This window comes from Caballeronia humi, from assembly GCF_001544475.1.
In the GTDB taxonomy this organism is placed as follows: domain Bacteria; phylum Pseudomonadota; class Gammaproteobacteria; order Burkholderiales; family Burkholderiaceae; genus Caballeronia; species Caballeronia humi.
Window position 1 is genome coordinate 134,472 of the sequence record NZ_FCNW02000002.1, and the last position, 24,969, is coordinate 159,440.

At 64.6% G+C, this 24,969-nt stretch carries 26 protein-coding genes; 14 read left to right on the plus strand and 12 right to left on the minus strand.

What is annotated here, in order from left to right; all coding sequences use genetic code 11:
- The first annotated feature begins 9 nt into the window (after nucleotides 1-9).
- Complete coding sequence (locus AWB65_RS03520) at nucleotides 10-450, plus strand: response regulator (protein WP_087654530.1); 441 nt, start codon at nucleotides 10-12, stop codon at nucleotides 448-450.
- Here AWB65_RS03520 and AWB65_RS03525 read toward each other — a convergent pair whose 3' ends face one another.
- The 5 genes from AWB65_RS03525 to nudC all read right to left on the minus strand — a co-directional run bounded on the left by AWB65_RS03525 (nucleotide 451) and on the right by nudC (nucleotide 5,387).
- Nucleotides 451-1,812, minus strand: coding sequence for a glycerophosphodiester phosphodiesterase family protein (locus AWB65_RS03525; protein WP_087665822.1), 1,362 nt, complete (start codon nucleotides 1,810-1,812; stop codon nucleotides 451-453).
- Nucleotides 1,813-1,886: 74 nt separating this feature from the next.
- Entirely contained in the window at nucleotides 1,887-2,462 is a 576-nt protein-coding gene (locus AWB65_RS03530; protein WP_087665823.1) for a phasin family protein, read from the minus strand.
- Nucleotides 2,463-2,594: 132 nt separating this feature from the next.
- Nucleotides 2,595-3,461 carry a manganese catalase family protein gene (locus AWB65_RS03535; RefSeq protein ID WP_087665824.1) on the minus strand — a complete coding sequence of 289 codons (867 nt, stop codon included), beginning with the start codon at nucleotides 3,459-3,461 and terminating at the stop codon, nucleotides 2,595-2,597.
- 311 nt (nucleotides 3,462-3,772) lie between these two features.
- A complete protein-coding gene (locus AWB65_RS03540) occupies nucleotides 3,773-4,450 on the minus strand; it encodes a HisA/HisF-related TIM barrel protein (RefSeq protein ID WP_087666028.1) in 678 nt (225 codons plus the stop codon).
- Between the two features lie 7 nt (nucleotides 4,451-4,457).
- Nucleotides 4,458-5,387, minus strand: coding sequence for an NAD(+) diphosphatase (gene nudC / locus AWB65_RS03545; RefSeq protein ID WP_327357174.1), 930 nt, complete (start codon nucleotides 5,385-5,387; stop codon nucleotides 4,458-4,460).
- 200 nt (nucleotides 5,388-5,587) lie between these two features.
- Between nudC and AWB65_RS03550 the strand changes: the two genes are divergently transcribed.
- The 3 genes from AWB65_RS03550 to AWB65_RS03560 all read left to right on the plus strand — a co-directional run bounded on the left by AWB65_RS03550 (nucleotide 5,588) and on the right by AWB65_RS03560 (nucleotide 8,230).
- Nucleotides 5,588-6,571, plus strand: a complete 984-nt coding sequence (locus AWB65_RS03550) for a 2-dehydropantoate 2-reductase (protein WP_087665825.1) — start codon at nucleotides 5,588-5,590, stop codon at nucleotides 6,569-6,571.
- Nucleotides 6,572-6,586: 15 nt separating this feature from the next.
- Complete coding sequence (locus AWB65_RS03555) at nucleotides 6,587-6,964, plus strand: nucleotide pyrophosphohydrolase (protein WP_087665826.1); 378 nt, start codon at nucleotides 6,587-6,589, stop codon at nucleotides 6,962-6,964.
- An 84-nt stretch (nucleotides 6,965-7,048) separates the two neighbouring features.
- Nucleotides 7,049-8,230: an acyl-CoA dehydrogenase family protein gene (locus AWB65_RS03560; protein WP_087666030.1), complete on the plus strand. Its 1,182-nt coding sequence runs from the start codon at nucleotides 7,049-7,051 to the stop codon at nucleotides 8,228-8,230.
- Between the two features lie 10 nt (nucleotides 8,231-8,240).
- On the opposite strand, the gene AWB65_RS03565 is transcribed toward AWB65_RS03560, so the two are convergent.
- Complete coding sequence (locus AWB65_RS03565; RefSeq protein WP_087665827.1) at nucleotides 8,241-8,480, minus strand: DUF4148 domain-containing protein; 240 nt, start codon at nucleotides 8,478-8,480, stop codon at nucleotides 8,241-8,243.
- 298 nt (nucleotides 8,481-8,778) lie between these two features.
- On the opposite strand from AWB65_RS03565, the gene AWB65_RS03570 reads away from it, so the two are divergent.
- The gene (locus AWB65_RS03570) at nucleotides 8,779-9,015 is read left to right on the plus strand and encodes a hypothetical protein (RefSeq protein WP_087665828.1); all 237 of its coding nucleotides are present in this window, start codon (nucleotides 8,779-8,781) and stop codon (nucleotides 9,013-9,015) included.
- A gap of 79 nt (nucleotides 9,016-9,094) precedes the next feature.
- The gene (locus AWB65_RS03575; protein WP_235007491.1) at nucleotides 9,095-9,952 is read left to right on the plus strand and encodes a GNAT family N-acetyltransferase; all 858 of its coding nucleotides are present in this window, start codon (nucleotides 9,095-9,097) and stop codon (nucleotides 9,950-9,952) included.
- A gap of 11 nt (nucleotides 9,953-9,963) precedes the next feature.
- On the opposite strand, the gene AWB65_RS03580 is transcribed toward AWB65_RS03575, so the two are convergent.
- Nucleotides 9,964-10,167, minus strand: coding sequence for a DUF1059 domain-containing protein (locus AWB65_RS03580; protein WP_087666032.1), 204 nt, complete (start codon nucleotides 10,165-10,167; stop codon nucleotides 9,964-9,966).
- 127 nt (nucleotides 10,168-10,294) lie between these two features.
- On the opposite strand from AWB65_RS03580, the gene AWB65_RS03585 reads away from it, so the two are divergent.
- The 3 genes from AWB65_RS03585 (at nucleotide 10,295) to AWB65_RS03595 (ending at nucleotide 13,278) form a co-directional block, all read left to right on the plus strand.
- Nucleotides 10,295-10,732, plus strand: coding sequence for a DUF3293 domain-containing protein (locus AWB65_RS03585; protein ID WP_087665829.1), 438 nt, complete (start codon nucleotides 10,295-10,297; stop codon nucleotides 10,730-10,732).
- Between the two features lie 64 nt (nucleotides 10,733-10,796).
- A complete protein-coding gene (locus tag AWB65_RS03590) occupies nucleotides 10,797-12,791 on the plus strand; it encodes a PAS domain-containing hybrid sensor histidine kinase/response regulator (protein WP_087665830.1) in 1,995 nt (664 codons plus the stop codon).
- A 19-nt stretch (nucleotides 12,792-12,810) separates the two neighbouring features.
- Complete coding sequence (locus AWB65_RS03595; RefSeq protein WP_087665831.1) at nucleotides 12,811-13,278, plus strand: DUF4126 family protein; 468 nt, start codon at nucleotides 12,811-12,813, stop codon at nucleotides 13,276-13,278.
- 6 nt (nucleotides 13,279-13,284) lie between these two features.
- Here AWB65_RS03595 and AWB65_RS03600 read toward each other — a convergent pair whose 3' ends face one another.
- Nucleotides 13,285-13,794, minus strand: a complete 510-nt coding sequence (locus AWB65_RS03600) for a M48 metallopeptidase family protein (RefSeq protein WP_087665832.1) — start codon at nucleotides 13,792-13,794, stop codon at nucleotides 13,285-13,287.
- Nucleotides 13,795-13,934: 140 nt separating this feature from the next.
- Between AWB65_RS03600 and AWB65_RS03605 the strand changes: the two genes are divergently transcribed.
- Together AWB65_RS03605 and AWB65_RS03610 are read left to right on the plus strand one after the other, a co-directional pair.
- Complete coding sequence (locus tag AWB65_RS03605; protein ID WP_087665833.1) at nucleotides 13,935-14,456, plus strand: metal-dependent hydrolase; 522 nt, start codon at nucleotides 13,935-13,937, stop codon at nucleotides 14,454-14,456.
- A gap of 39 nt (nucleotides 14,457-14,495) precedes the next feature.
- Nucleotides 14,496-14,990 (plus strand): LEA/WHy family protein, encoded by a 495-nt coding sequence (locus tag AWB65_RS03610; RefSeq protein WP_087654373.1) that lies wholly within the window; start codon nucleotides 14,496-14,498, stop codon nucleotides 14,988-14,990.
- A gap of 6 nt (nucleotides 14,991-14,996) precedes the next feature.
- Here AWB65_RS03610 and AWB65_RS03615 read toward each other — a convergent pair whose 3' ends face one another.
- A complete protein-coding gene (locus AWB65_RS03615) occupies nucleotides 14,997-15,416 on the minus strand; it encodes a cupin domain-containing protein (RefSeq protein WP_087665834.1) in 420 nt (139 codons plus the stop codon).
- Nucleotides 15,417-15,540: 124 nt separating this feature from the next.
- Between AWB65_RS03615 and AWB65_RS03620 the strand changes: the two genes are divergently transcribed.
- Nucleotides 15,541-20,382: an NAD-glutamate dehydrogenase gene (locus tag AWB65_RS03620; RefSeq protein WP_087665835.1), complete on the plus strand. Its 4,842-nt coding sequence runs from the start codon at nucleotides 15,541-15,543 to the stop codon at nucleotides 20,380-20,382.
- Here the strand turns inward: AWB65_RS03620 and AWB65_RS03625 are convergent.
- The gene (locus tag AWB65_RS03625) at nucleotides 20,379-20,588 is read right to left on the minus strand and encodes a hypothetical protein (RefSeq protein WP_087665836.1); all 210 of its coding nucleotides are present in this window, start codon (nucleotides 20,586-20,588) and stop codon (nucleotides 20,379-20,381) included. The genes AWB65_RS03620 and AWB65_RS03625 overlap by 4 nt on opposite strands.
- Before the next feature lie 407 nt (nucleotides 20,589-20,995).
- Between AWB65_RS03625 and AWB65_RS03630 the strand changes: the two genes are divergently transcribed.
- Entirely contained in the window at nucleotides 20,996-22,384 is a 1,389-nt protein-coding gene (locus AWB65_RS03630; RefSeq protein ID WP_087665837.1) for an FAD-binding oxidoreductase, read from the plus strand.
- A gap of 20 nt (nucleotides 22,385-22,404) precedes the next feature.
- Here the strand turns inward: AWB65_RS03630 and AWB65_RS03635 are convergent, their stop codons facing one another.
- Nucleotides 22,405-23,223 (minus strand): hypothetical protein, encoded by an 819-nt coding sequence (locus AWB65_RS03635; RefSeq protein ID WP_087665838.1) that lies wholly within the window; start codon nucleotides 23,221-23,223, stop codon nucleotides 22,405-22,407.
- 3 nt (nucleotides 23,224-23,226) lie between these two features.
- A complete protein-coding gene (locus AWB65_RS03640) occupies nucleotides 23,227-23,583 on the minus strand; it encodes a host attachment protein (protein ID WP_087654367.1) in 357 nt (118 codons plus the stop codon).
- A 244-nt stretch (nucleotides 23,584-23,827) separates the two neighbouring features.
- On the opposite strand from AWB65_RS03640, the gene AWB65_RS03645 reads away from it, so the two are divergent.
- Nucleotides 23,828-24,847 (plus strand): LacI family DNA-binding transcriptional regulator, encoded by a 1,020-nt coding sequence (locus AWB65_RS03645; protein WP_200821655.1) that lies wholly within the window; start codon nucleotides 23,828-23,830, stop codon nucleotides 24,845-24,847.
- Nucleotides 24,848-24,969 lie beyond the last annotated feature (122 nt).

The window sequence follows — 24,969 nt, forward strand, 5'->3', positions numbered from 1 at the left end:
AAAACGCGCATGGAACCGAACGAACGCACTCCTCGGGAAACAATCTGGCGCATTCCGCCGATGCCGGCACCAGTGGAAGAACGGCGCGTTCTCATCGCCGATGACGATATCGACGCCACGCGCGCGACCGTGCTTTTACTGGAGGATGCGGGGTTTGTCGTACGGACTGCGCATACCGGGCTGGATGCGGTCGGCGTGGCGCGCAAGTGGCGGCCGTTCACGCTGCTGCTCGACCTGACGATGCCGCTCGGCGACGGCTGGGAGGCTGCCGAGGTGATTCGCGCGGCGCATCCGTCGATGATGCTGATGGCGCACACGAGTTCGACCGATTACGCCGACTGGAAGCGCTCGCAGGTCACCGGTTTTGACGCGTACTTTGTAAAACCGGCTGAGCCTGCGCGCATCATCGAGGTGCTGGATCAATACTTCCTGCAACAGTCGCAGGAATGATCAGCGTCCCAGTTCTTTCAGGTACGCCTGACGCGCCGCCGTGCCCGTGTTCGCGAAATCCGTGAACACGCCGTCGACGCCGAGGCGGAAGAACTTGAGGTATTCCGCGTTCGGATCGCCGTTGTAGTCCGCCGCCAGATACTTTTTCTCGTTGCGGAACGTGAAGACGTGCACGAAGAGACCCGCCTTGTGCGCATCGGCGATGACGCTCGTCGCGGGCTGCGTCGTCGCGGCCGAGGTCGAGACGCCAGCGCTCGATGCGGGATACGGCGTGATCGTCAGCGGCACGATCTGCGGCTTCCACGGACCGATGCCGTCCGCGTACGTCTTGATCTCGGCGAGGCCGGTGGGCGTCAGCATCGCGTCGAACCAGCGCGGATCGCCGGCGACGGTCCAGTCGAACGGACGGCTGTCGGTGATCTCGTTGTAGATCACGCTGCCCGTGTGGTAATCGACGTCGTAGCCATCGATCAGTTGCACCACCTTCGTCTTGAGGCCGTGGCTGCGCAGGTACTTGAGGCTGCCCGGCTCGAAGCTCTGCACGTAGACGGCGGAATCGTGCGTGTTCAGGCCGTTGCTGTCGAGGATGCGGATCAGCGCATCTTCCAGCGGATGACCGCCCGCCGCGCCGCAGCCGTTCGCGATCGCCTGCGCGTTGTTCCAGGTCGGATTCTTCGTCTCCGGATACACGGCGACCGCGCGTCCGCTCGACTGGCTCTTCGATTTCGCGATATCGATGATCTGCTGGAACGTCATTACCGGCGATTTGCCGTTGAACTCGGTCGGACGTTCGTTCGCGGCATCGTAGGTCGTGCCGCCGATCAGCGTCGTGAGTTCCTGCGCGGTGAAATCGGTGATCGACCAGTCGTTCGTGTGATCCTCGCCATCGACGATCAACGACTTCAGCACGGACTTCGGATTCGACGGATCGGTCAGGTCGGTGAGGTATTGCGACGGACCGCTCGTCGGCGTCGTCGGCCAGGTCACGTTGACCATCACGCCGGGGACGGTGCGCTTTCTCGCGGCCACCGATGAGTTCGTCTTCGCGACATCCGCGATATTCGTGTTGTCCGACAGCCACGGATTGTGGCGCGCGACGAGCACGCAATCCTTCGAGAGATGCAGGTCTTCTTCGAGCGCGTCGGCGCCGTTGTCCGCGGCGAGTTCATAGGATGGCTGGGTTTCCTCGGGACGCAGCCCCGGCAAACCGCGATGGCCGATCACGAGCGGCGCGTTGCCGTCGAGCGTGGAAAAAGCGGTGGGTGCCGGCGCGGCCGCCGGCGTGCTGTTGTCGTTGTTGCCGTTGCAGGCAGTGAGTGCCGCGAACGCGGCAAGTGCGACGGCGGTTCTGGCAGGGATCATCGCGTTTCCATTGGCTCGTTTTTAGCGTCGCCGATTATGGCGCGCCGACGATGACCGCCGTATGACTCGCCGCTTCAACGCTTGGACGACGACCTTGCCTTCGACGTCGCAGTCTCGGCGATATCGGTCATCTGTTCGCCTGTTTCGGCTGCCTTGTTCGCCAGTTCGCCGCTTGCATCGAGGATCACGCCTGCGCTGCTGGCAGTCGATTCGGCCATCTGGTTCGTCACGGTCCTTGTCGCGTCGGAGAGAATCGCACCTTGTTCCTCCGTCGCCGATTGCACGTCTTCAGCCGCTTGCTGGACCGCGCCCTCGACCTCAATGCCGTTGCGTTCGTACTGGCTGCGCGCTTCCTTGATGATGTCGGCTTCCGTCGATGTGATGATCGAAATAAAGTGCTTGCTGTACGACGCCGCCTTCTCGGGGAGCTGCGCGAGCATGATCGATTGCCAGCCGAGCACGTCACCGGCGCTCGCCTGTTCGCCCGCACGCAGCAGCGAATTGCTTTCCTCGATGACGGTTTTCACCGTCTGGATATTCAGCTCCGTCAGTTGCTGGATGCCGCTGGCGAAGCGGCCGGAGACATTTAGAAACGCCGCGAAGTTGGCCCGGGCAATCGATGAGAAAGGTTGAGTGGAGTAAGGAAACATTGACCGCTCCTGTGGATGTCGAGCTTGACGCTCGGTAATGACGGAATCAAAAACTCTTCGATGCCGCCGCCCGTTCAGACGGCGGCATCGCGTCCGAGTTCCGGACGATCGCTTGTTATGGGGCGAACCCGATCAAGCCTGTCCCGACCCCAGATCAGCGCCGGTCTTCGGGTCCGAAGTGGCGTCGGATGCCGTGCGCGCGGCCATCGCCTTCAGCACGTCGATGTCTTCCGCCGATACGCCGACCGTCGCGAGGCCATCGCCGCCATCGACCGCCGGCTGCGGGTCCTCGATGAACTTCCAGTCGGAGCCGTCATTCCACGGCCCTCGCGCATCGTTGCCCGACGACATGTTGTAGTACACGTTCGTGAACTCGGGCACGCCCGGCAGCTTGCCTTGCGGAAAGTTCGGCTGTATCGAATGCAGCGCCTTCTCGAACGACTTCTGGTGCGCGATTTCACGCGTCATCAGGAACCCCAGCGCTTCCTTGATGCCGGGATCGTCGGTCACGTTGATGAGCCGCTCGTAAACGATCTTCGCGCGCGCTTCGGCTGCGATGTTCGAACGCAGGTCGGCGGTCGGCTCACCGATGGTGTCGATGTAGGCGGCCGTCCACGGCACACCGGCCGAGTTCGTGAGCGCCGGGCCACCGCCGTAAAGCAGCGCGGTGGTGTGCGAATCGTTGCCGCCGCCGGTCAGTGAGCGATACAACTCGGCTTCGCTCTCGACCGCTTCCGCGAGTTGCCCCTTTGCGCCCTTGTTCAGCATCGCGACGATCGAGCCGATGATTTCCAGGTGGCTCAATTCTTCGGTGGCGATATCGAACAGCAGGTCCTTGCGGCCCGGATCGTCTTCACCGACAGCCTGTGTGAAGTACCGGCACGCCGCGGCCAGTTCGCCTTGCGGGCCGCCGAATTGTTCGAGCAAAAGATTCGCGAGGCCGGGGTTCGGCGCGGCGACGCGGACGGTGTATTGCAAACGCTTATTATGGACAAACATGTTGTGGCTCCAGAGTCATGCGGCGCGTCCTGCCGAATTGCCGGGGACGGTCGCGGATTTCGTCACGATAGTGGGGACGTAATCCCGAATCGGGGCGGATAGCGCATAAGCGCCGATCGCCGCGTTCCATGTCGGGCCTCAGAGTGGTGCTTCTCTCTGGCTGGCGCGCGGCTCGAGTCAACCGCGCAGAAATAAAACTCGCGAGGCTGCTTCAGCATGTGGCGTTCCCGACGTAGCGCGGTTTTTAGTGGTGAACTCTTTGCCGATGATAGCGACGGCGGAGAAAGATCGTCCGATAGTTGCGGTGCTAACTATCGTGCGTGGAGGCTGCCGTCGTGCAGTGCCGATGCGATGAGCCAGGCATCGGCGCCTGCATCGGCGGCGGCGTTGAGGTCGTCGACATTGCGCGCGCCGCCTGCTCCTACGATCGTTCGATCGTTTCCCGCACGTCGGCGGATCTCGGCGACGGTCGCAAGATCGGGGCCGCCCAACGATCCGACGCGATCCAGCGACATGACGATCACGCGCGATGGCCAGTGCGTGGCGTCGCGCCAGAGTGTGGCGTCGCCGAGCGGCATGGCGTGTCGTTGGTCGAGCGAGAGTATGGCGTCGTGAGGTAAATCGCTGGCTGTGTCCGCGCGCAACGTCTCGCTGCCGAACACAGGCGTGACGTTGCCGGGCAGTTGCGTGATCAGCGCGAGCGCGCTGGCGGGGTCGGTGAATCCGGCATCGAGCCACAGTTCGACGCCAGGCAAGGCGCGGGCAAGAAGCGCGAGTGCCTCCGTCTGCGGCGTGCCGCGCATGATGCCATCGAGATCGGCAATATAGACAACCGACGCCGCGCAACACTCGACGAGCGCCCGCGCGACGACAACCGGATCGCTTCCGCTGCAAAGTTGCGACTCGACAGGCTGGTAGCGACTACGCTCGCCGCGCACGGCGTGCACGGCGACGCCATCGAGCAGGTCGACGACCGGGATGACGCGCACGTGCACGTCAGCCGCGCACGACCGCCGCGCCCCGCTCGACGAACGCGCGCAGCAGATGATGCGCGATCGCGAACGGCTTCGGCGCCGAGAGGCCGTCGGGGTGCGTGCCGTCCAGCATCGACGCGACTTCAACGCGCGAGAACCAGCGCGCGTCTTCGAGTTCGGTCGTATCGATGACGATGTCGGTATCGTTGGCGCGCGCGAAGCAGCCGATCATCAGTGACGACGGGAACGGCCACGGCTGCGTTGCGAAGTAGGTGACGGCCGAGCAGTGCACGCCGGCTTCCTCCAGCACTTCGCGGCTCACGGCGTCCTCGGCGGTTTCGCCCGGTTCGACGAAGCCCGCGAGCGCCGAGTACATGCCGGGCGCAAACTGACGCTGGCGGCCGAGGAGGCACCGCTCGCCATCGACGGCGACCATGATCACGACCGGATCGACACGCGGAAAGTGCTGCGCGCCGCATGCGTCGCACAGGCGGCGCCAGCCGGCGGTCGCGACGCGACTCTTTTCGCCGCAGTTCGCGCAGAAGCGATGGCGGCGATGCCAGTCGAGCATCGCTTTCGCCTGGCCGAGCGCGCCGAGCAGCGCGGGCCCGACGAGGCCGCGCAATGCGATCGAACGCAAGTCGGTGGGTTCCAATGGCGTGGTGAGCGTTTCGGCCGAGCCTTTTTCAAAACCGTGAGCGAAGAGCGCGCGGCCGTCGGTATCGCCGAGGAAAATTGATTGGATCGGCTCGCCGAATTGCGCGGCATCGCCGGCGGTGAAGAGCACGTCGCCCGACTGCAGCACGGGCACGTCGCCGGTGAAGACGAGAAAACGCGTCGATGGATCGTGACGCAGACGGTCGATGAAAGTGTCGTCGTCGCGCTGTTGCGAACGGCGATCGAGCGGATTGAAAGCAAAGCCGAGGGCGGTGGACGGATCAGGCAGGGACATGGGAGTATTTTTCGGTACGATCGCGCAGGTTGCAACTTACCATGACATGTCCGATGACGCGGACATCAAAACAGAACGCAACTTCGTTGCGTGGGACCGGAGTAAGGCGCTGAAGCGCCAACTCCGGTCGACCGCGACTTTGCTGCATGGGACCGGAGTAAGGCGCTAAAGCGCCAACTCCGGTCGACAGGAGCCAGACAATGAAGGTATGCATTTACGGCGCAGGCGCCATCGGCGGATGGATCGGCGTGAAGCTCGCGCAGGCAGGCCACGACGTGAGCGTGGTCGCTCGCGGTGCGACGCTTGCGGCGCTCGAAAAGAACGGACTGCGCCTCGTCGAGGACGGCGCGACGCACACCGCCAACGTGCGCGCCAGCGCAAACCCCGCCGACCTCGGCGCACAGGACCTCGTCGTAATCGCAGTGAAAGCACCCGCGATGCCATCGGTGGCCGCGCACATCGCGCCGCTATTGAATGCCGATACCCTCGTCCTCACCGCGATGAACGGCGTGCCGTGGTGGTTCTGCGACGGCCTCGCGGGCGAGTTCGCGGGCCAGCGGCTCGCATCGGTCGATCCGGACGGCGCCATCGCCTCGGCGATCCCCGGCGCGCAGACGCTCGGGTGCGTCGTGCACGCAGCCTGCCTGACGGACGCGCCGGGCGTCATCCATCACAAGCAGGGGCGCGGGCTGATCGTCGGCGAGGCGAAGGGACAGTCGAGCGAACGCGTCGATACACTGTGCACTCTTCTCAACGACGCTGGCTTCGAGGCGAAAGCATCCGCGCAAATCCAGCGCGAAGTGTGGTTCAAGCTGTGGGGCAACATGACGATGAACCCGATCAGCGCGATCACCGGCGCTACGACGGACCGTATTCTCGGCGACGATCTCGTGCGCGAGTTCGTCACGAGCATCATGCTGGAGGCGAAGGAGATCGGCGCGCGCTTCGGTATTCCAATCGACCAGGACCCCGCCGATCGCCACGAGGTCACGCTGAAACTCGGCGCAATCAAGACGTCGATGCTGCAGGACGTCGAAGGGAAGAAGTCCGTCGAACTGGATGCGCTGGTGGCGGCCGTCAGCGAACTCGGCCGGATGACCGGCGTCGCGACACCGTTCACGAATGCGCTCTTCGGACTGGCGCGATTGCACGCGCGCACGCTCGGACTCTACCCGGCGGCCTGACAGAGGAGGTTCGACATGGAACAGCAGCCGACACGCGGCGAATTCGACGAACTGCGCGAAATCGTGCGCGAGTTCGTCCGCGAGCGCGAGTGGGAGCGCTTCCACACGCCGAAAAATCTCGCGATCGCGATCAGCGTGGAAGCGAGCGAGCTGCTCGAACCGTTCCAGTGGCTCGCATCGGGCGAGAAGAACGAACTCGATACCGCGAAGCTCGGCGCGATCCGCCACGAAATGGCCGACGTGCTCACGTACCTCGTCATGCTCGCGGACAAGCTCGACGTTGATCTGTACCGCGCGCTGCTGGAGAAGATGGAACTGAATCGCGCGAAATACCCGGCCGATCAGGTTCGCGGCGATTCGCGCAAATACAGCGAATACAAGGACAAAGCCTAGGCACCGTCCGGGAAATACGCGATGGCGCGTTCATCGCGCGAGCCGCTAAAGTGCGCGATCTGCGCCAACCACAAGGAATCGCCGATGGACTTCACGCTTTCCCCCGAACTGAGCGACTTGCAGTCGCGCGTGCGCGCTTTCATCGCGGAAGAAATCGTTCCGCTCGAGCGCGATCCGCGCTGCACGCCGCATGGGCCGAGCGAGGCGTTGCGTGCCGAACTCATCGCGAAAGGACGCCGCGCGGGGCTTTTGTCGAGCCATGTATCGGCGGAATTCGGCGGGCTGGGACTCGGGCACGTCGCGAAGGCGATCTTCTTCGAGGAAGCGGGCTATTCGCCGCTCGGCCCGGTCGCGCTCAACATCGCCGCGCCCGACGAGGGCAACATGCATCTGCTCGAAGCCATCGCGACGCCCGCGCAGAAGGAGCGCTGGCTGCGCCCGCTCGCGGCTGGCAAGATTCGGTCATGCTTTTGCATGACGGAGCCGCCGCCGGGCGCCGGCGCGGACCCGGGCATGCTGCAAACGGTCGCCACGCGCGATGGCGACGACTATGTGATTGACGGCCGCAAGTGGTTCATCACGGGCGCCGAGGGCGCGGGCGTCGCGATCATCATGGCGAAGCTCGCCGACGGCCCCGCGACGATGTTCCTCGCCGATATGAATAGCCCCGGCATCGTGATCGAGCGGCTGATGGATTCGCTCGACACCTGCTTTCCCGGCGGGCACGCGGTCGTGCGTTTCGACGGCCTGCGCGTGCCTGCGGAGAACGTGCTGGGCGAAGCAGGCGAGGGCTTTCGATACGCGCAGGTGCGTCTCTCGCCCGCGCGCCTTACGCACTGCATGCGCTGGCTGGGCGCGGCGCGGCGGGCGCACGACGTGGCATCGGCGTATGCGCGCGAGCGCCAGGCGTTCGGCAAGGCGTTAGGCGAACACGAAGGCGTCGGCTTCATGCTCGCCGACAACGAAATGGACCTGCACGTAACGCGCCTCGCGATCTGGCATTGCGCCTGGGTGCTCGATCAGGGCGTGCTAGGCAAGCACGAATCGAGCGTCGCGAAGGTGATCTCGTCGGAGGCGCTGTGGCGGATCGTCGACCGGTCGGTGCAGGTGCTGGGCGGGCAGGGCGTGACGCACGAAACCATTGTCGCGCGGATCTTCGCGGACATGCGCGCGTTTCGCATCTACGACGGCCCGTCGGAAGTGCACCGCTGGAGCATCGCGCGGCGCATCCTGCGCGGGAATAAGCCGCGCGCAGAGAAAGGCTGACGTCGGGCGTCTATTGCGGCTGAACGCCCTGCGCCCGCTGCGCAGCGACAATGCGTCCGGCGCGCTGCGCGTTCATCGGATATTCCCACCAGTTGTTCGGGTCGTATCCGGCCGCAAGCCAGGCTTTCAGGTCGGCCTTGACCTCGGCGCGCGTCTTCGGTGTCGATGGGTCGCCGTTGCGCGCAGGCTGCTGCGCGAGGGCTGATACGCTGAAAATCGCAGCGACTAGCGTGACAAGTAGGGTTTTCATGGGGAGCCTCTCAAACCGTAATCAAACGGCCTTTCCATTCTAGGAGACGTCCGCCCGAAGCGCCTCCGCGAGCGAGCCTCCATTTCTACCGACCATAGACAAAACCGGACAAAAAGCCCGACCGTACGATTAGTACCACGCCTCGGGATTACTTTGTTGCGACGCAACAATCGGCCGCGTATGCTGTGTCGGCTGGGTGGGTTCGCGTGGCTTTTCAATGTGCGCCGCTTGTCCGCCCACGCAATGCAGACAACGGCGCACTGGCACGCCGCGCAGTACTTGCCGCAAGGAGTCGAACATGGACGCTGTCAAGTCGTCGGACCCCACGCTGCACGTCTTCGAACAGGATGGCGAGTGGCATTGGGGAATTACCATCGATAGGCCATCGGGCATCGGAGTGAAGGTCGTTGCATTCAGCGACGACGGATTCGGCTCCGAGGAAGAAGCACGCGAGGACGGCGAGCGCGCCATGCGCGAAGGCGAATGGAAATCGCAGGCTTCGCGTCGCGCGGAACCGAGCCGCAGCAGCGTCTAGGCCATCTACTCAGTTGCCGCCGCGGCATCAATCGCGCGACACTTCATGCACCGCAGAACAACCCGCCGAGGTGCACGGCATGAATCCCTCCTCCGCTAACGCGACCGGCTACACGGTGCGCCGCATGGCGCGCGGCGAAGTCGATCTGGCGCTCGAATGGGCAGCCGCCGAAGGGTGGAACCCCGGCCTGCACGACGCGCAGTGTTTCCACGCCGCCGATCCCGACGGCTTTTTCATCGGCGAATACGATGGCGAACCCGCCGGATGCATGTCGGCCGTCGCTTACGGCGAGGCGCTCGGCTTCATCGGACTTTATATCGTGGCGCCCGCCTTTCGCGGACGCGGCTTCGGCCTGCGTCTGTGGCAAGCGGGCATCGCGTATCTCGGCGATCGCAATATCGGGCTCGATGGTGTCGTCAGCCAGCAGGCCAACTACCGGCGCTCGGGATTTCAGCTCGCGTATCGCAACGTGCGGTTTCAGGGCGTCGGGAAGGCGCATGAGGCGGCGGGTGTGGTCGAGGCATCGGCGGTGCCGTTTCAGCACCTGGCCGATTACGACGCGCAGTTGTTTTCCGCCGCCCGGCCGCAATTCCTGACGCAATGGTTCGATCAGCCCGAAGGCGCCGCCCTCGTCGCGCTCAAAGGCGGCTGCGTGCGCGGCTACGGAGTGCTGCGGGCATGCCGCAGCGGCTACAAGATCGGCCCGCTCTTCGCCGACGACGCCAACATCGCCGACGATCTCTATCGCGCGCTCGCCGCGTGCGCGCCCGGCGAAACGGTGTTCCTCGACGTCCCCGAACCCAACGACCACGCGATGGCGCTGGCCGCGCGCCACGGCATGACGAGCGTCTTCGAGACGGCGCGCATGTACACGAAGGCGCCGCCCGCGATCCCCGTCGATCGCGTGTTCGGCGTGACGTCGTTCGAACTGGGATGATGTCGCCGATATCAGCCGCGTTCGACAGGCGGCGTTCCGTCGTGGAAAAAGCTTTTCAGTTGCGAGCGCAGTTCCGGCGAATCGGCATGCTGATGGACCGAAACCGCGTGCTGAACCGCCGCTTCGAGCAATTCGTCTTCGGAATCTGCCGACAGTGCGACCGAGCAGTTCTTGTCGCTCGGCACCTCGCGGCAATCGATGTACTTGCGAGTCATGACGTTGCTCCCCATTTGAATCAAGCGTCGGCTCGCATGCATCGCTGTGCGGGCCCGGAAATATGCGGAAAAGCCATGCGATGCCAGTGCGTTTCGCTCGAAACGCAATGAAAGTATAGGTGGCGAAATGAACCACGAGACCCTTGCGGCGTACATGGCGACGCTCTACCGCATCCACACGCAACCCGCGATCGACGTGCGCATCGGCGAGACGAACGCGGCCGTGGCCGCGCTGCTGGCGTTGCATCGCGTGGAATCGGCGGTATTCGTCACAGCGTTCAATCCGTTCAGCCGCCGCCTGGGCGACGAGCAGAACGCCGCGCGTCAGCACAGGCTCGCGGAGTATCTTGACGGTTTGACGCTGGCGGCCATCGCAGGCGCCGGCATCGATCCAACGGGCGCATGGCCCGCTGAAACGAGCCTGCTCGCCCTCGGTGCAACTTCGGCCACGGCCGACGACCTGATGCGAGAATTCGAGCAGAACGCGGTGGTTGTCATCGACCGTAAAGGCAGCGTGAGGCTGCTCCTTCATCCGCAACTGCGTGATGCGCCCAGCCTGGGCTAATGAAACGCGCGGCGATCGGTGTATGCTCGACAGAGTCCGAAGCGTCTACAAAAATACAACATCCATGAATCGACCGACTTCCGCCGCCAGCGACGACGCCCCCGACAGCCCTGATCCGGCCGGCTCCATCACGCCACGTAGCACTGACGTGGAGGTGTCGCTGTATCGCACGCTCGTTCAGGAAATCGAGGACTGCGCGATCTTCCTGCTCAGTCCGGAAGGGCGGGTGCGCACGTGGAACGCTGGTGCCCGCAGGATCAAAGGCTACGCGGCGGACGAGATCATCGGCGAGCATTTCTCGCGTTTCTACCCGCAGGAGGCGCTAGCGCGCGGCTGGCCGGACCACGAACTGCGCGAGGCGCTCGCCCACGGCCGCTTCGAGGACGAAGGCTGGCGGGTGCGCAAGGACGGCACGCTCTTCTGGGCGAATGTGGTGATCACGGCGTTGCGCGATCCGTCGGGCGTGCCGATCGGCTTCGCGAAGCTCACGCGCGATCTGACCGTGCGCCGCCAGGAAGAAGAGCGCCTGCGCCAGAGCGAGGAGCGCTTTCGTCTGCTGGTCGAATCGGTGAAGGATTACGCGATCTTCATGCTGGACCCCGACGGCCGCGTCGCGAGCTGGAACACGGGCGCGATCGAAATCAAGGGTTACCTGCCGGCCGAGATCATCGGGCAGCACTTCTCGGTGTTCTATCGACCCGAGGACAACGCCGCCGGCAAGCCCGCCTACGAGCTCGCGATGGCGCAGCGCTTCGGGCGCGTCGAGGACGAAGGCTGGCGCGTGCGCAAGGACGGCTCGATGTTCTGGGCCAACGTCGTCATCAACGCCGTGCACGATTCGACCGGTCTCTTGCGCGGATACGCGAAAGTCACGCGCGACCTGAGCGAGCGCAAGCGCCTGGAAGAACTGGAGCGTTCGAGCCAGCACGTCAGCGAATTCCTCGCGACGCTCGCGCACGAACTGCGCAATCCGCTCGCCCCGCTGCGTAACGCGGTCGGCGTGATGCAGCTCGAAACGGTGTCGCCGAAGCTCGCCTCGTGCCGCGACATGATCGACCGGCAGACAGGCCAACTGTCGCGCCTGGTCGACGATCTGCTCGACATGGGCCGCATCACCACCGGCAAGATCGAACTGCGTACCGCGCCGATCGACATGGCCGCCGTTGTCGCGCACAGCGTCGAGGCGGTGCGGCCGCTCGCGGACCAGCGCGAGCAGGACATCGATATCGACATGCCCGAGCAGCCGGTGATTGTCGAGGGTGATTTCGTCCGGCTCGTGCAGGTGCTGCAGAATCTGCTGAATAATGCGTCGAAGTTTTCGCCGATGGGCTCGCGCATCGCGGTGCGGATCGAAAGCGAGGTGCGCAACGTCGTGATGCGCGTGAGCGACCACGGCCGTGGCATTTCGCCCGACGCGCTCGAATCCGTCTTCACGCTCTTCGCTCAGGAAGACCGGCTGCTGGATTCAACGCACAACGGCCTCGGCATCGGCCTGACGTTGTGCCGGTCGCTCGTCGAATTGCACGGCGGCGTGATCACGGCGGCAAGCGAAGGGCGCGGCAAGGGCAGCATCTTCAGCGTGCGCCTGCCGCGCGCGCGGCATCGTGCGGGCAACGGCGGCCCGAAGCCTTTGCGGCGCGCGATGGACATCTCGGCGGGCGCGCTGCGCATCCTCGTGATCGACGACAACCGCGATTCCGCCGACAGTCTCGCGATGCTGATCGGCATGATGGGACACGAGGCGCGGGCCGCGCACGGCGGTGCGCAAGGCGTCGCGATCGCGCGCGAGTTCGTGCCGCATCTCGTGCTCGTTGATCTCGCGATGCCGGATATGGACGGCTTCGCCGTGCTGCACGCTCTGCGTGAGTACGCGCCGCTCGCCAGCACGATGACTGCGGCGATGACGGGCTTCGGGCAGAATCAGGATCGCGAGCGTTCCATGCTGGCGGGCTTCGATGCGCATCTCGTGAAGCCGGTCGAGATGGCGCTGCTCGACGACCTGCTCGCACGCGCGAAACGCCGTCAGCATGCGGGCGATGCCTCCTGGCCGGTGGCCTGACCTTCTTCGAGAGGTGCCTGTGTCCGTCTACGTGATCGCGTTGCTGATGGGCGTCGTCGCGGGCCTGAGGGCGATGACCGCGCCCGCCGCCGTGAGCTGGGCCGCGCATCTCGGCTGGCTGCCGCTGCAGGGCACGCCGCTCGCCTTCCTCGGCTACGCCGCGACGCCGTGGATCATCACGGTGCTCGCGCTTCTCGAACTCGTCACGGATCAATTGCCCAGCACGCCGAGCCGCAAGGTGCCCGTGCAGTTCGGCACGCGCATCGTGGTCGGCGCGTTGTGCGGCGCGGCGCTTGGGACGCCTTCAGGCGTGTGGATCGGCGGGCTCGTGGCGGGCGTCGTGGGCGCGCTCATCGGCACGCTCGGCGGCGCGAAGGCGCGCGCGGCGCTCGCGCAGTCGTTCGGACGGGACTTGCCGGCTGCGCTGATCGAAGATGTCGTCGCGATCGGCGGAGCGGTGTTGCTGGTGCTTTCTATCGCGCGATAGCGGTTTTCAGGCCGCCTTGATGCGGCTCAAATCCCGGTGCGTCAGATAAAGCCGCAGGTCGAATTCGATCTGATGGTAACCCGGCTGCATGAATTCGCAGAGGCGATAGAACGCCTTGTTGTGATCGCCTTCCTTCAGATGCGCGAGTTCATGTACGACGATCATCTTCAGAAACTCCGGCGCCGTTTCCTTGAAGAGCGACGCGATCCGGATCTCCTTCTTCGCCTTGAGCTTGCCGCCCTGCACGCGCGAGATCGCCGTATGGAGGCCGAGCGCGTGCCGCAGCACGTCGAGCTTGCTGTCGTAGACGACCTTGTCGATGGCGGGCGCGACGCGCAGGAATTCCTGCTTCAGCTCGCAGCAATACAGATAGAGCGCCCGGTCCGACTGCAAGGCGTGCCGATTCGGGTAGCGCGCGTCGAGGTACTCGCCGAGCCGCCCTTCGGCGATCAGGCGATGAACCTTGGCCTGCAGCGTGGCCGAGTAAGCGCTCAAGTATTTCAGTTGTTGTTGCATGACGGTTGCGGTTGCATGGTTGAGTCGATTGTAACGACTGCGCGCGTTCGCGTAAGTTTGTGTGTGCGGCATGTGCACGGCGCGCCGCTTGTGCCAAGATGCGCGACCGATCTCATCGTCCTTCCTGCGGCATCGACATCATGGCTTCGAACAAAGCGCATCACGCCACCGGCTGGGCCGCCGGTGTCATCGCGGCGGCGCTCGTCAGCAAGACGGGCGGCGCCGGCCCGTACCAGCTTTTCAGCGCGCTCAGTCTCGCCGCCGGCGTGCTCGGCGGCACCGCGCCCGATTGGCTCGAAGTCGCGTGGTGGTCGCGCGCCCGACGGCTCTGGATCACCCATCGTACCGTGACGCACTGGGGCGTCGCCTGGATCGCGCTCCTCGTCGCGTCGTATCGTTTCCTCGGCGTGCATCCGCTTGCCGCGCTCTCGTTCGGCTTCGCGTGCGGCGGCCTGATGCATTTGCTCGCCGACTGGCCGAATCCGCTCGGCGTGCCGTGGATCGCCCGGCGCCATTCGCTCAACTGGTGGACGAGCGGTCACTGCGATCTGCTGGTCGTCGGTGCGGCGTGGACCGGCGCGTTCTTCATGGTCGATCACGTCTGGCTGCATGGCGCGTTCGGCGCGCGGCTGTTCGACGCGATCCGGCTGCGCCCTCATTAGTACAATAGCCCGCTCAATTCATTTCGGGGTCCACTGGCCATGCAATCACTTACCGCGGCGCGTTTTCTCAGGCTCTTCGTTCTCGCGATAACTGCGCTGTTCGCGCTCGGCGGCTGCGCGGGTATGTTCAATCGCGAGGAGATGCGGGTGAACGTGGTAGGCATCGAACCGCTCGAAGGCCAGGGGCTCGAGATGCGCTTCGCCGTGAAGCTGCGCGTGCAGAACCCCAACGATGCGCCGATCGTCTACGACGGCGTCTCGCTCGACCTCGACCTCAATGGCCGGCCGTTCGCCTCCGGCGTAAGCGACCAGAAAGGCACTGTGCCGCGCTTCGGCGAAGCGGTGCTGAGCGTTCCGGTGACGGTGTCGGCGTTCACGGCGGCGCGCCAGGCGCTGGGGTTCGCCGGCAGCTCGCAGCTCGACAACCTCCCGTACGCGTTGCGTGGCCGGCTTGCGGGCGGTCCGTTCGGCGGCACACGCTTTACCGACAAGGGCACGCTCACGCTGCCGACCGCAGGCGGCCTCGACGAATAAACCCGTTCACGGGTCGACGGCCGGATCGTACGGCTCGACGCGTTCCTGCTCGTTCGCGTCGTTGCGCGCGACGATCGCCCGCGCGGGTTCCGTATCGCTGAGATTGAACGGCTGATGCGGAACGCCCGGCGGGATGAACAGAAAATCGCCCGCCTCGTTGATGACCGACTCGCGCAAGCCGGGTCCATAGCGCGTCTCGACTCTTCCCTCCAGCACGTAGATTCCCGTCTCGTATCCGCGATGCACGTGCGGCTCGGCATGTCCGCCGGGCGGCACGACGACCAGATGCATCGACAGCCCCTGTGCGCCCGCGCTCGCCTCGGAGATGCCGACGAAATAGGGCAGGCGCTGGCGCGTCGCGATTTCGCGATCCGGCCTCACGGTGACGAGCAAGGGCTTCTCAGCCTCGTCTGCGATGGTGTGCATGGGCGCTCCTGAAAGAAGGCGTCAGGGAAAATTCTACGCCGCATGTTCCGCGCGATGTCACAAACGCTGGCGCATAATCCCCAAAGTGGGGCGAGCGCGCCATGATGGCGAGCCGGAGGACACCATGCTGGTCAAGAACGAAGAGCGCGTCGAGCATCTGCTCAACGAAGTCGTCGAGTTTGCACGCGGGCGTCTGCCTGAGCCCACGTTCAACGTCATCGAGCCATTCCTGCGCGGCTACTACGAACAGGTGGATGTCGAGGACATTCAAAGCCGCGATCCCGCCGATCTGTACGGCGCCGCCATGGCGCACTGGCAGACCGCGCAGAAATTCGTGACGGGACGCGAAGTCCTGCGCGTCTATAACCCGAATCTGGAGCAGCACGGCTGGCACTCGGACCACACGGTCGTCGAGATCGTCAACGACGATATGCCGTTCCTCGTCGATTCCGTGACGATGGAGCTCAACCGCCTCGGCCTCGCGCTGCATTCCGCGATTCATCCGGTGTTTCGCGTCTGGCGCACGAAGCCCGGCGCGATCGAGCGCATCGGGCTCGGCCATGCCGATGCGGGCGATACGCAATCGTCATCGCTGGAATCCTTCATACATTTCGAGGTGGACCGCTGCGGCGAGGCGGCGAAGCTCGACGAACTGCGCGTGAACATCGGGCGCGTGCTCGGCGACGTGCGCGCGGCGGTGGAAGACTGGCCGAAGATCATCGACGTGGCGCGCGCGACGATCGCCGACCTGAAGGCGCGCGACACGACGCCCGATGGCATCGAATCGCGCGCGTTCCTCGAATGGATGGTCGCGGACCACTTCACGTTCCTTGGCCATCGTGACTACGAACTCGTGACGCAGGACGGCGGCTTCGCGCTGCGCGGCGTGCCGGGCTCGGGCGCGGGCATCCTGCGCGAGACGCTGCGCCCGCCCACCGCCGACGACATCACGCTGCTGCCACCGGCCGCGGCGTCGATCATCGAGGGCGCGGACCCGATCTTCCTGACGAAGGCGAATTCGCGCGCGACGGTGCATCGGCCGGGGTATCTGGATTACGTCGGCGTGAAGCGCGTGGGCGCGGACGGCAAGGTCGTCGGCGAGCGGCGCTTTCTCGGCCTCTATACGTCGACCGCGTATCTCGTGCCCACTTCCGAGATTCCGATCGTGCGGCGCAAGTGCGCGAACATCGTGCGGCGCGCGGGCTTTCTCGCGAAGGGGCATCTGCACAAGTCGCTGATCTCGGTGCTCGAACAGTATCCGCGCGACGAACTCTTCCAGGCCGACGAGAACGCGCTCTTCGACATCGCGCTCGGCGTGCTGCGTCTGCAGGAGCATCAGCGCACGCGGCTTTTCGTGCGGCGCGACCGCTTCGACCGCTTCGTGTCGTGCCTCGTGTTCGTCCCGCGCGACAAGTTCAACACGGACCTGCGGCGGCGCATTTCGAAGGTGCTAATGGAGGCGTTCAACGGCAAGAGCATCGAGTTCACGCCGCTCTTGTCCGAGTCGCCGCTTGCGCGCATCCACATCACGGTGCGCGCCGCGAAGGGCACGATGTCCGAGGTCGATACGCGCGAGCTTGAAGCGCGCATCGTGCAGGTCGCGCGCCGCTGGCAGGACGATCTCGCCGATGCGCTGATCGACAGCTACGGCGAGGAAGTCGGCAACCGGCTGCTGCAACGCTATGCCGATTCGTTCCCCGCCGGTTATCGCGAGGACTATCCGGCGCGTACCGCCGTGCGCGATATCGAACTGATCGAGGAGACGCAGCAGAAGGCGAGCGGCCTCGCAATGAGCCTCTATCGTCCGATCGAAGCGGGGCGCCGCGCGTTTCGCTTCAAGGTGTATCGCGTGGGCGAGCCGATCGCGCTGTCGCACAGCTTGCCGATGCTGGAGCATCTGGGCGTGCGTGTCGATGAAGAGCGGCCGTATCGTATCGAGCCGACCGGTGCGCCACACGCGTGGATTCATGACTTCGGCCTCGAACTGGCTGACGACGTCGAGTTCGAGATCGATCGCGTGAAGGCGCTCTTCGAGAACGCGTTCGCGTGCGTGTGGACGGGCGAAGTCGAGAACGACGACTTCAACCGCCTCGTGCTGCGCGCGCAACTCGGCGCGCGCGACGTCACGATCATGCGCGCGTACGCGAAGTATCTGCGGCAGGTCGGCTCCACGTTCAGCGATGCATATATCGAACGCGCGCTGACGGGCAACCCGGCGATCGCGCGCAAGCTGCTCGAACTCTTCCTCGTGCGCTTCGACCCCGCGCGCAACGGCGAGACGCGCGACAAGCAGGCCGAACGCGTACTCGGCGAGATCGAAGCGGCGCTCGACAAGGTGCCCAATCTCGACGAAGACCGCATCCTGCGGCAGTTTCTCGGCGTGATCAACGCGACGGTGCGCACGAACCACTTCCGCAAGGAGGCCGACGGCAAGCCGCGCGCGTATCTGTCGTTCAAGTTCGATCCGTCGAAGGTGCCGGGGCTGCCCGAGCCCAAGCCGATGTTCGAGATCTGGGTCTACGCGCCGCGTGTCGAAGGCGTGCATCTGCGCGGCGGACGCGTCGCGCGCGGCGGGCTGCGCTGGTCGGACCGTCGCGAGGACTTCCGCACCGAAGTGCTAGGCCTGATGAAGGCGCAGATGGTGAAGAACGTGGTGATCGTGCCGGTCGGATCGAAGGGCGGCTTCGTCGTGAAGAATCCGCCTCCCGCGAGCGATCGCGAGGCGTTCATGGCGGAAGGCATCGCGTGCTATCAGATGTTTCTGCGCGGCCTGCTCGACGTGACCGACAACCGCGTGTCGGACCATATCGAGCCGCCGGCCGACGTCGTGCGCCACGATGACGACGACCCGTATCTCGTCGTCGCGGCCGATAAGGGCACGGCTACGTTCTCCGACTATGCGAACGCAATCGCGCGGGAGTACGGCTTCTGGCTCGACGATGCGTTCGCGTCAGGCGGCTCGGTCGGCTACGACCACAAGAAGATGGGCATCACCGCCCGCGGCGCGTGGGAATCGGTCAAGCGGCACTTCCGCGAGATGGGCGTCGATACGCAGACGACCGACTTCACCGTAGTCGGTGTCGGCGACATGTCGGGCGACGTATTCGGCAACGGCATGCTCCTGTCGCGACACATTCGCCTGATCGCCGCGTTCGATCACCGGCACATCTTTCTCGATCCGCATCCCGATACCGAAGCGAGTTTCCGCGAACGCGAACGCCTCTTCGCGCTGCCGCGTTCGAGCTGGGCCGATTACGACGCGTCGCTGATCTCCAAAGGCGGCGGCGTGTTTCCACGCACGGCGAAAACCATCGCGATTTCGGCGGACGTGCAGCACGCGCTCGGCATCACGGCGGCCACGCTCGCCCCGACGGAGCTGATCCGCGCGATTCTCGTCGCCGATGTCGATCTGCTCTATAACGGCGGCGTCGGAACGTACGTGAAGTCGGCGCACGAAACGCACGCGCAGGTCGGCGACCGCACCAACGACGGCGTGCGCGTGAACGGCGCGGAACTGCATTGCAAGGTCGTGGCCGAAGGCGGCAACCTCGGCTTCACGCAACTGGGACGCATCGAGTTCGCGCAGAGCGGCGGGCGCATCAACACAGATGCGATCGACAACTCGGCGGGCGTCGATTGTTCGGATCACGAGGTCAACATCAAGATCCTGCTCGGGCTCGTCGTGGCCGATGGCGAGATGACCGAGAAGCAGCGCAACAAGCTGCTCGCCGAGATGACCGACGAGGTCGGCCTGCTCGTACTGAAGGACAACTACTACCAGACGCAGGCGCTCTCGATCGCGAAGCGCTACGTCGCCGAGATGCTTGATCCCGAGGCGCGGCTGATGCGCGCGCTCGAACGCGCCGGGCGGCTTAAGCGCAAGATCGAATTCCTGCCGTCGGACGACGACATCACCGAGCGGCAGGCGGCGAAGCAGGGGCTTACGTCGCCGGAGCGGGCGGTGCTGCTCGCGTACAGCAAGATGTGGCTCTACGACGAACTGCTCGACTCGGACGTGCCGGAAGATCCGCTCGTCGCCGGCATGCTGCTCGAATACTTCCCGACGCCGCTGCAACGCCGCTACAGCGAACCGATGCAGCGACATCCGCTCAAGCGCGAAATCCTCGCGACGCATCTGACGAATGTGTTCGTGAATCGCGTCGGCTGCACGTTCGTGAATCGGCTCGTGGAGGAGACCGATGCGCGCCCGAGCGAGATCGTGCGCGCGGCGCTGATGGCGCGTGATGTCTTCAATCTCGACGATTTGTGGAAGCACGTCGACGGTCTCGACAATCTCGTTGCCGATGAAGTGCAGGCGCGCATGTTCGTCGAAGTCGTGCGGCTGCTGGAAGGCGCGACGCTGTGGTTCTTGCGTCATCTCAAGCAACGCACGAACGGAGCGTCGGCGCTGCTCACGCGCTGCCGCGAGGCGGCGCAGCGGCTTGCGCCGCAGTTGCCGGCGCTGTTGCCAGCCGCCGATCTGGAGTCGTGGTACGAGCGTCGGCGCGAACTGGAGGATGCAGGCGTCGAAGGCTCGCTTGCGGCGCGCGTCGCGAGCGGCGAGATATCGACGGCCGTGCTCGACAGCGCCGAAGTCGCGGCGAATTGCGACCGGCCGCTGGAAGTCGTCGCGAGCGTGTACTTCGCGATCGGGACGCTGCTCAACTACGGCTGGATCGCCGAGCGCGCGATGTCGCTACCTGCTGCGAATCACTGGGACTTGCTTGCGCGCGCGGCGGCTCTCGAAGAACTTGCACGGCTGAAGCGCGCGCTGACCGTCAGCGCGCTCGAAGAGTCACGCGGGATCGAATCGGCGGAGGTGATAGTGGAAAGCTGGCGCGCCAAGCGGGTTGACGCGCTGGAACGCTATGCGCGGCTCGTCACCGAACTGCGCGCAACGGGCGGCGCGAGCCTTTCGATGCTGCTTGTCGTCGTGCGCGAGATGGCGGTTCTGGAGCGGTCTTAACGGCGCTTCTTGCGTTTCGTCGCTTTCGGCGGCGTGAGCGCGCTGGTCCAGAAATCGACGACTTGTTTGTTGCCTTTGCGCACCGCCGTCGCGCTTTCGCGTTTCACGGCGGCGGTCGCATGCCCGCGCACCGATCCCGCGACGGCGTTCGCGCCGCTCAGCCACATGCTCATAAACGGGTTCTTCTTGGTCCACGGGTTTTTCATGACTTCGCTCTCGCTCGTGTGATGAAAGGAAGTCGATTGAGACGCACAGTGCGTGCCCGGACAACACAAAGAGCTTTTTAGCGAGCATTTACTGCGCGGACGCCCCATGAAACGCTTCATTCGCGTTCCCGCACATAGACGAAACGATTGTCCGATCGATGCTATATCCGAGGCGCAACGTGCTTGACGGAATCTTTACATCCGCTTGCAGCGAGACTTAAATGAATCAAGGCAAACGATTGCCCCTTTTCTGTCCGCCCATCGCACGATCGCATCGATCGCCATTGCTTCCTTCTGCATAGCCTTGACGCGGGACAGGTGACTCGCACCGGCGGGCATCCGGTTCTCTCAACATCCGCGAAAGTCCGCCATCGCAAACTCGCATGAAGCATGTAACGAGGTAACTCATGGTCAGCATGACAAGCGAAGTAATCGACACTCTGAAATCGAAAGTGAGAGGCGCCGTGCTGGCGCCATCCGACCCCGGCTACGACGAAGCGCGAACCGTCTGGAACGCGACCATCGACAAGCGCCCGGCCGTGATCGTGCGTTGCGCGGGCGCGGCGGACGTCATCGCCACGGTGAATTTCGCGCGCGACAACGGCCTTGTGCTCTCGGTTCGCGGCGGCGCGCACAACATCGCGGGCAGCGCCGTCTGCGACGACGGCGTAATGCTCGATCTCTCGACGATGAAGTCGGTACGCGTCGATCCTGTGGCGCAACGTGCGTACGTCGGACCGGGCGCCACGCTCGCCGACCTCGACGGCGAAACACAGGCGTTCGGCCTGGCGACACCGCTCGGCATCAACTCGACGACGGGCGTCGCGGGCCTCACGCTCGGCGGCGGTTTCGGCTGGCTCAGCCGCAAGTTCGGCGTGACGGTCGACAACCTCGTTGCGGCGGAAATGGTGACAGCCGATGGCAAGTGGCATCGCGTGGATGCGGAGAACGACGCCGATCTCTTCTGGGCGATTCGCGGCGGCGGAGGCAACTTCGGCGTCGTCACCCAGTTCGAGTACAAGCTGCATCCGGTGGGACCGCAGATCTATGGCGGGCTCGTCGTGTATCCGCTTGAACAGGCCGACGACGTTCTGCCGAAGTATCGCGATTTTGTTGCCGCGATGTCCGATGACCTCACGGTCTGGGTCGTGATGCGGCTTGCACCTCCGCTGCCCTTCCTCCCCGCCGAGGTGCATGGAAAGCCGGTGATCGTGCTGGCGTCGTGCTATGTCGGGCCGCTCGAAAACGGTGCACAGGCGGTCGAACCGTTGCGGCACTTCGGCACGCCGTATGGCGAGCACCTCGGCGAGATGCCGTTCAGCGCGTGGCAAAAAGGCTTCGATCCGCTGATGACGCCGGGCGTGCGCAACTACTGGAAGTCGCACAACTTCAGCGACATGGAAAGCGACGTGCTGAAGGCGCTGACGAAGCACACGGCGGAGCTGCCGTCGCCGCATTGCGAGATTTTCATCGGCGCGATGGGCGGTCAGACGAATCGCGTGCCCGTCGATGCGACCGCTTACGCGAATCGCGATTCGCTCTATACAGTGAATATTCACGGACGCTGGACCGAAGCCGCCGACGACGAGAAATGCATCACGTGGGCGCGTGACGTGTTCAATGCGCTTGCGCCGCATGCGATAGGCAGCGTGTACGTGAACTTCATGACTGGCGACGAAGGCGATCGCGTGAAGTCGGCGTATGGGCCGAACTACGAACGGCTCGCGGCCGTGAAGGCCCAGTACGATCCGGCGAACCTGTTCTCCACCAACCAGAACATCAAGCCATCGGCTTGATGCTGAAAGCGGGCTGACGCTTACGGCGCTGGCCCGCTTTCCTCGCTCTTTGCGGGAGCGAAGCGATTCTGCACCGCGATCAGTTGATCGTCCGTCGTCGCGACGAGCCAGCGCCGCGCCGCATCGACCATATGACGATTGTGATCCTTCAGCGGCCCTAACGCAGCCGCACTCTTCCAGACGAGCGGCACGGCACGGCTTGTCCTGCCCGACGCCCCACCCACCAGCAACGCATAAGGCCCGAGCGGTATCGATACAAAGGGCAGCGGCGAGTGCGCGCGCGTGCGCCAGTCGATGAAAGGCGCGTCGCTGAAAAGGAGCGGTGCGGGCAGGCCGTGCAGCACGGTGAAGTCGTAGAGCGCCAGTTGTTCGCGCATGCCCGCATAGAGACGCCGGATCTCCGTGACGACTTCCGCGCGGATCTCGTCGTCGAACATCGGCTCTTGTGAGTAGCGTTCGTGCGCGGCCTGCGCGTCACGCTGATACGCGCTGAACACGCCCAGTTCGACCGCGTCGTGCACCGCGCGCTGCACTTCCGCCGCGGACCCCGCTTCCTCCGGCTTGCCGAGTTGCGCGGCCCGCAGAAAGCGCGCAAGGCCGGCTTCCTGGATCACCGGCCCTGTCACGTTCGGATCGTCGCTGGCGTTGCTGTCGAGCGGTACGTAGATGTACGGCTCGGCCGCGAAACGCGCCTTCTTGCCTTCGTCGAACTTCACCTGGCCATCGGTGCAGTCGAGATAGCGGGTGCCGATCCGGCCATGCTCCCAGACATAGTTCTTGAGGAACGGACGCAGCGGATGCAGCGTTTCGTGGATCGGTGGCGTCGTCGCTTGCGTCATCGGTCAGGGACGCTCCAGATGCCGCTGGATGCCGCGCGAATCGAGCTTGGAGATGTCATGGTTCACCTCTTCGTAAATGAGCTTGCGGGTTTCGCCGCTCAAATGTTCGCGCAAGAGTCCGAGAAACCTGGGTTCGACGGCGAGACGCAGTCGATGGAAACGATTGTGCAGCCGGGCCTGCTCGATGTGCTGCGCGACCGTCCTCGCAAACTTCTCGCGATCCTTCGGGTCGAGTTCGGTCGAGCGGGGTGCGGGGTTGGTGAGGTCTTCGATTTCCTGAAGGTCGAGCTTGAGGCCGTGCGTTTCGAAGATCCGGGCGCGGCAGCCATCGGCGGCGAGAACCCAGGTGATTGTAGTCATGGCGTTTCCTCCTGTTGCCCGAGCCCAGAGCGCAGGCACCCGACATTTTCACTCAAATCGCAGCGCATGAGGCTCTGATCGCATGGACATTTATATGCGCTTTCAATTAAGCCGATACCGAGTTTTGCTCGTATTCCCGATGCAATCAAATGACGGTTTAAAGCCGCGAAAAAAGCTTGCATTTTTCGCGGGAAAAACTACCTTTGATTTTACAAAAGCATCGCAAGCCAGGCAAAGGAGACCCATGCCGGCCACACGGATGATGATCGCGCGGCGGGCCGGCGTCAGTGTCGCGACGGTCGATCGCGTGCTGCGCGACGATCAGGCCGTGCGGCCCGAAACCGCGCAGCGCGTGCACGTGGCGCTCGCGGGCCTGCGCGACGAACGCGCGAGCCGCGGACGGCCCGCCAAGCCGAGCACGTTTCGCGTCGCCTTCGTGCTGCCTCAGGTCAACTCACGCTTTCTCGATCACGTCGAACGCGATATCGCGCTGTCCGCGAGCTTCTTTCGCGAGCATCGCATCACGCCTTCGTTCTACCGCTGCGACTTCGCGAGCCAGCGCGACACCGCCGTCTTCACTGAAGAAGCGCTCGACTACGACGCGCTCGTGCTCGCGCCGCTCGATTACCCGTGGGTCGAGCGGCTCATCGCGAGCCTGAGCGAAGCGGACGTGCCGGTCGTTACCGTCTTTTCCGATCTGCCGGGCAGCAGCCGCGCCGCGTATGTCGGCGTCGATAACCGCATTGCCGGGCGCACTGCGGGTCTTTTGATGGGCCGCTTTCTCGGAAGCCGCATCGGGACGGTTGCAGTCGTGTCGGGGTCATCGCGGTTGCACGATCAGCTCGAACGGCGCACCGGTTTTTCGCAAGTGCTCGAAGAAGACTTCCGCAATCTACGCTGGATCGCCGAGCCGGACTTCGCAGAAGACAGTGACGGCGCTGGCCTGGCGATACAGGGCCTCCTCGCGCGCCACGTCGATCTCGCGGGCGTCTATGCGACGGGCGGCGGCATTCCGGGCATCGCGTCGGCGCTCATCGAATCGGGCGACAAGGCGCGCGTCGTCGTGATCGGCCACGGACTGTCGCCGGAGACGCGCGCGCAACTGGGCGAGCGCGCGATCGACGTGATCCTCGATCAGGACGTGCGCGGCATCGTCCATTGGGCGGGGCTCGCGGCCGTCAACTTTCTGAACGACGTGCGCGGCGCGCTAGCGATCCCGACGCCGGAAACCCGTATTTATCTTCGTGAGAATGCGCATGCCTAATGATCGCGAAATGGCCCGCGTCATGCGGACCGGCGGCTAGCCCGCGAGAGCCGAAGCACGGTGCCCGGCGCATGGGTGTCGACCGTCATCAGGATGGAGACCGGATGCAACAAGGAGAAGAC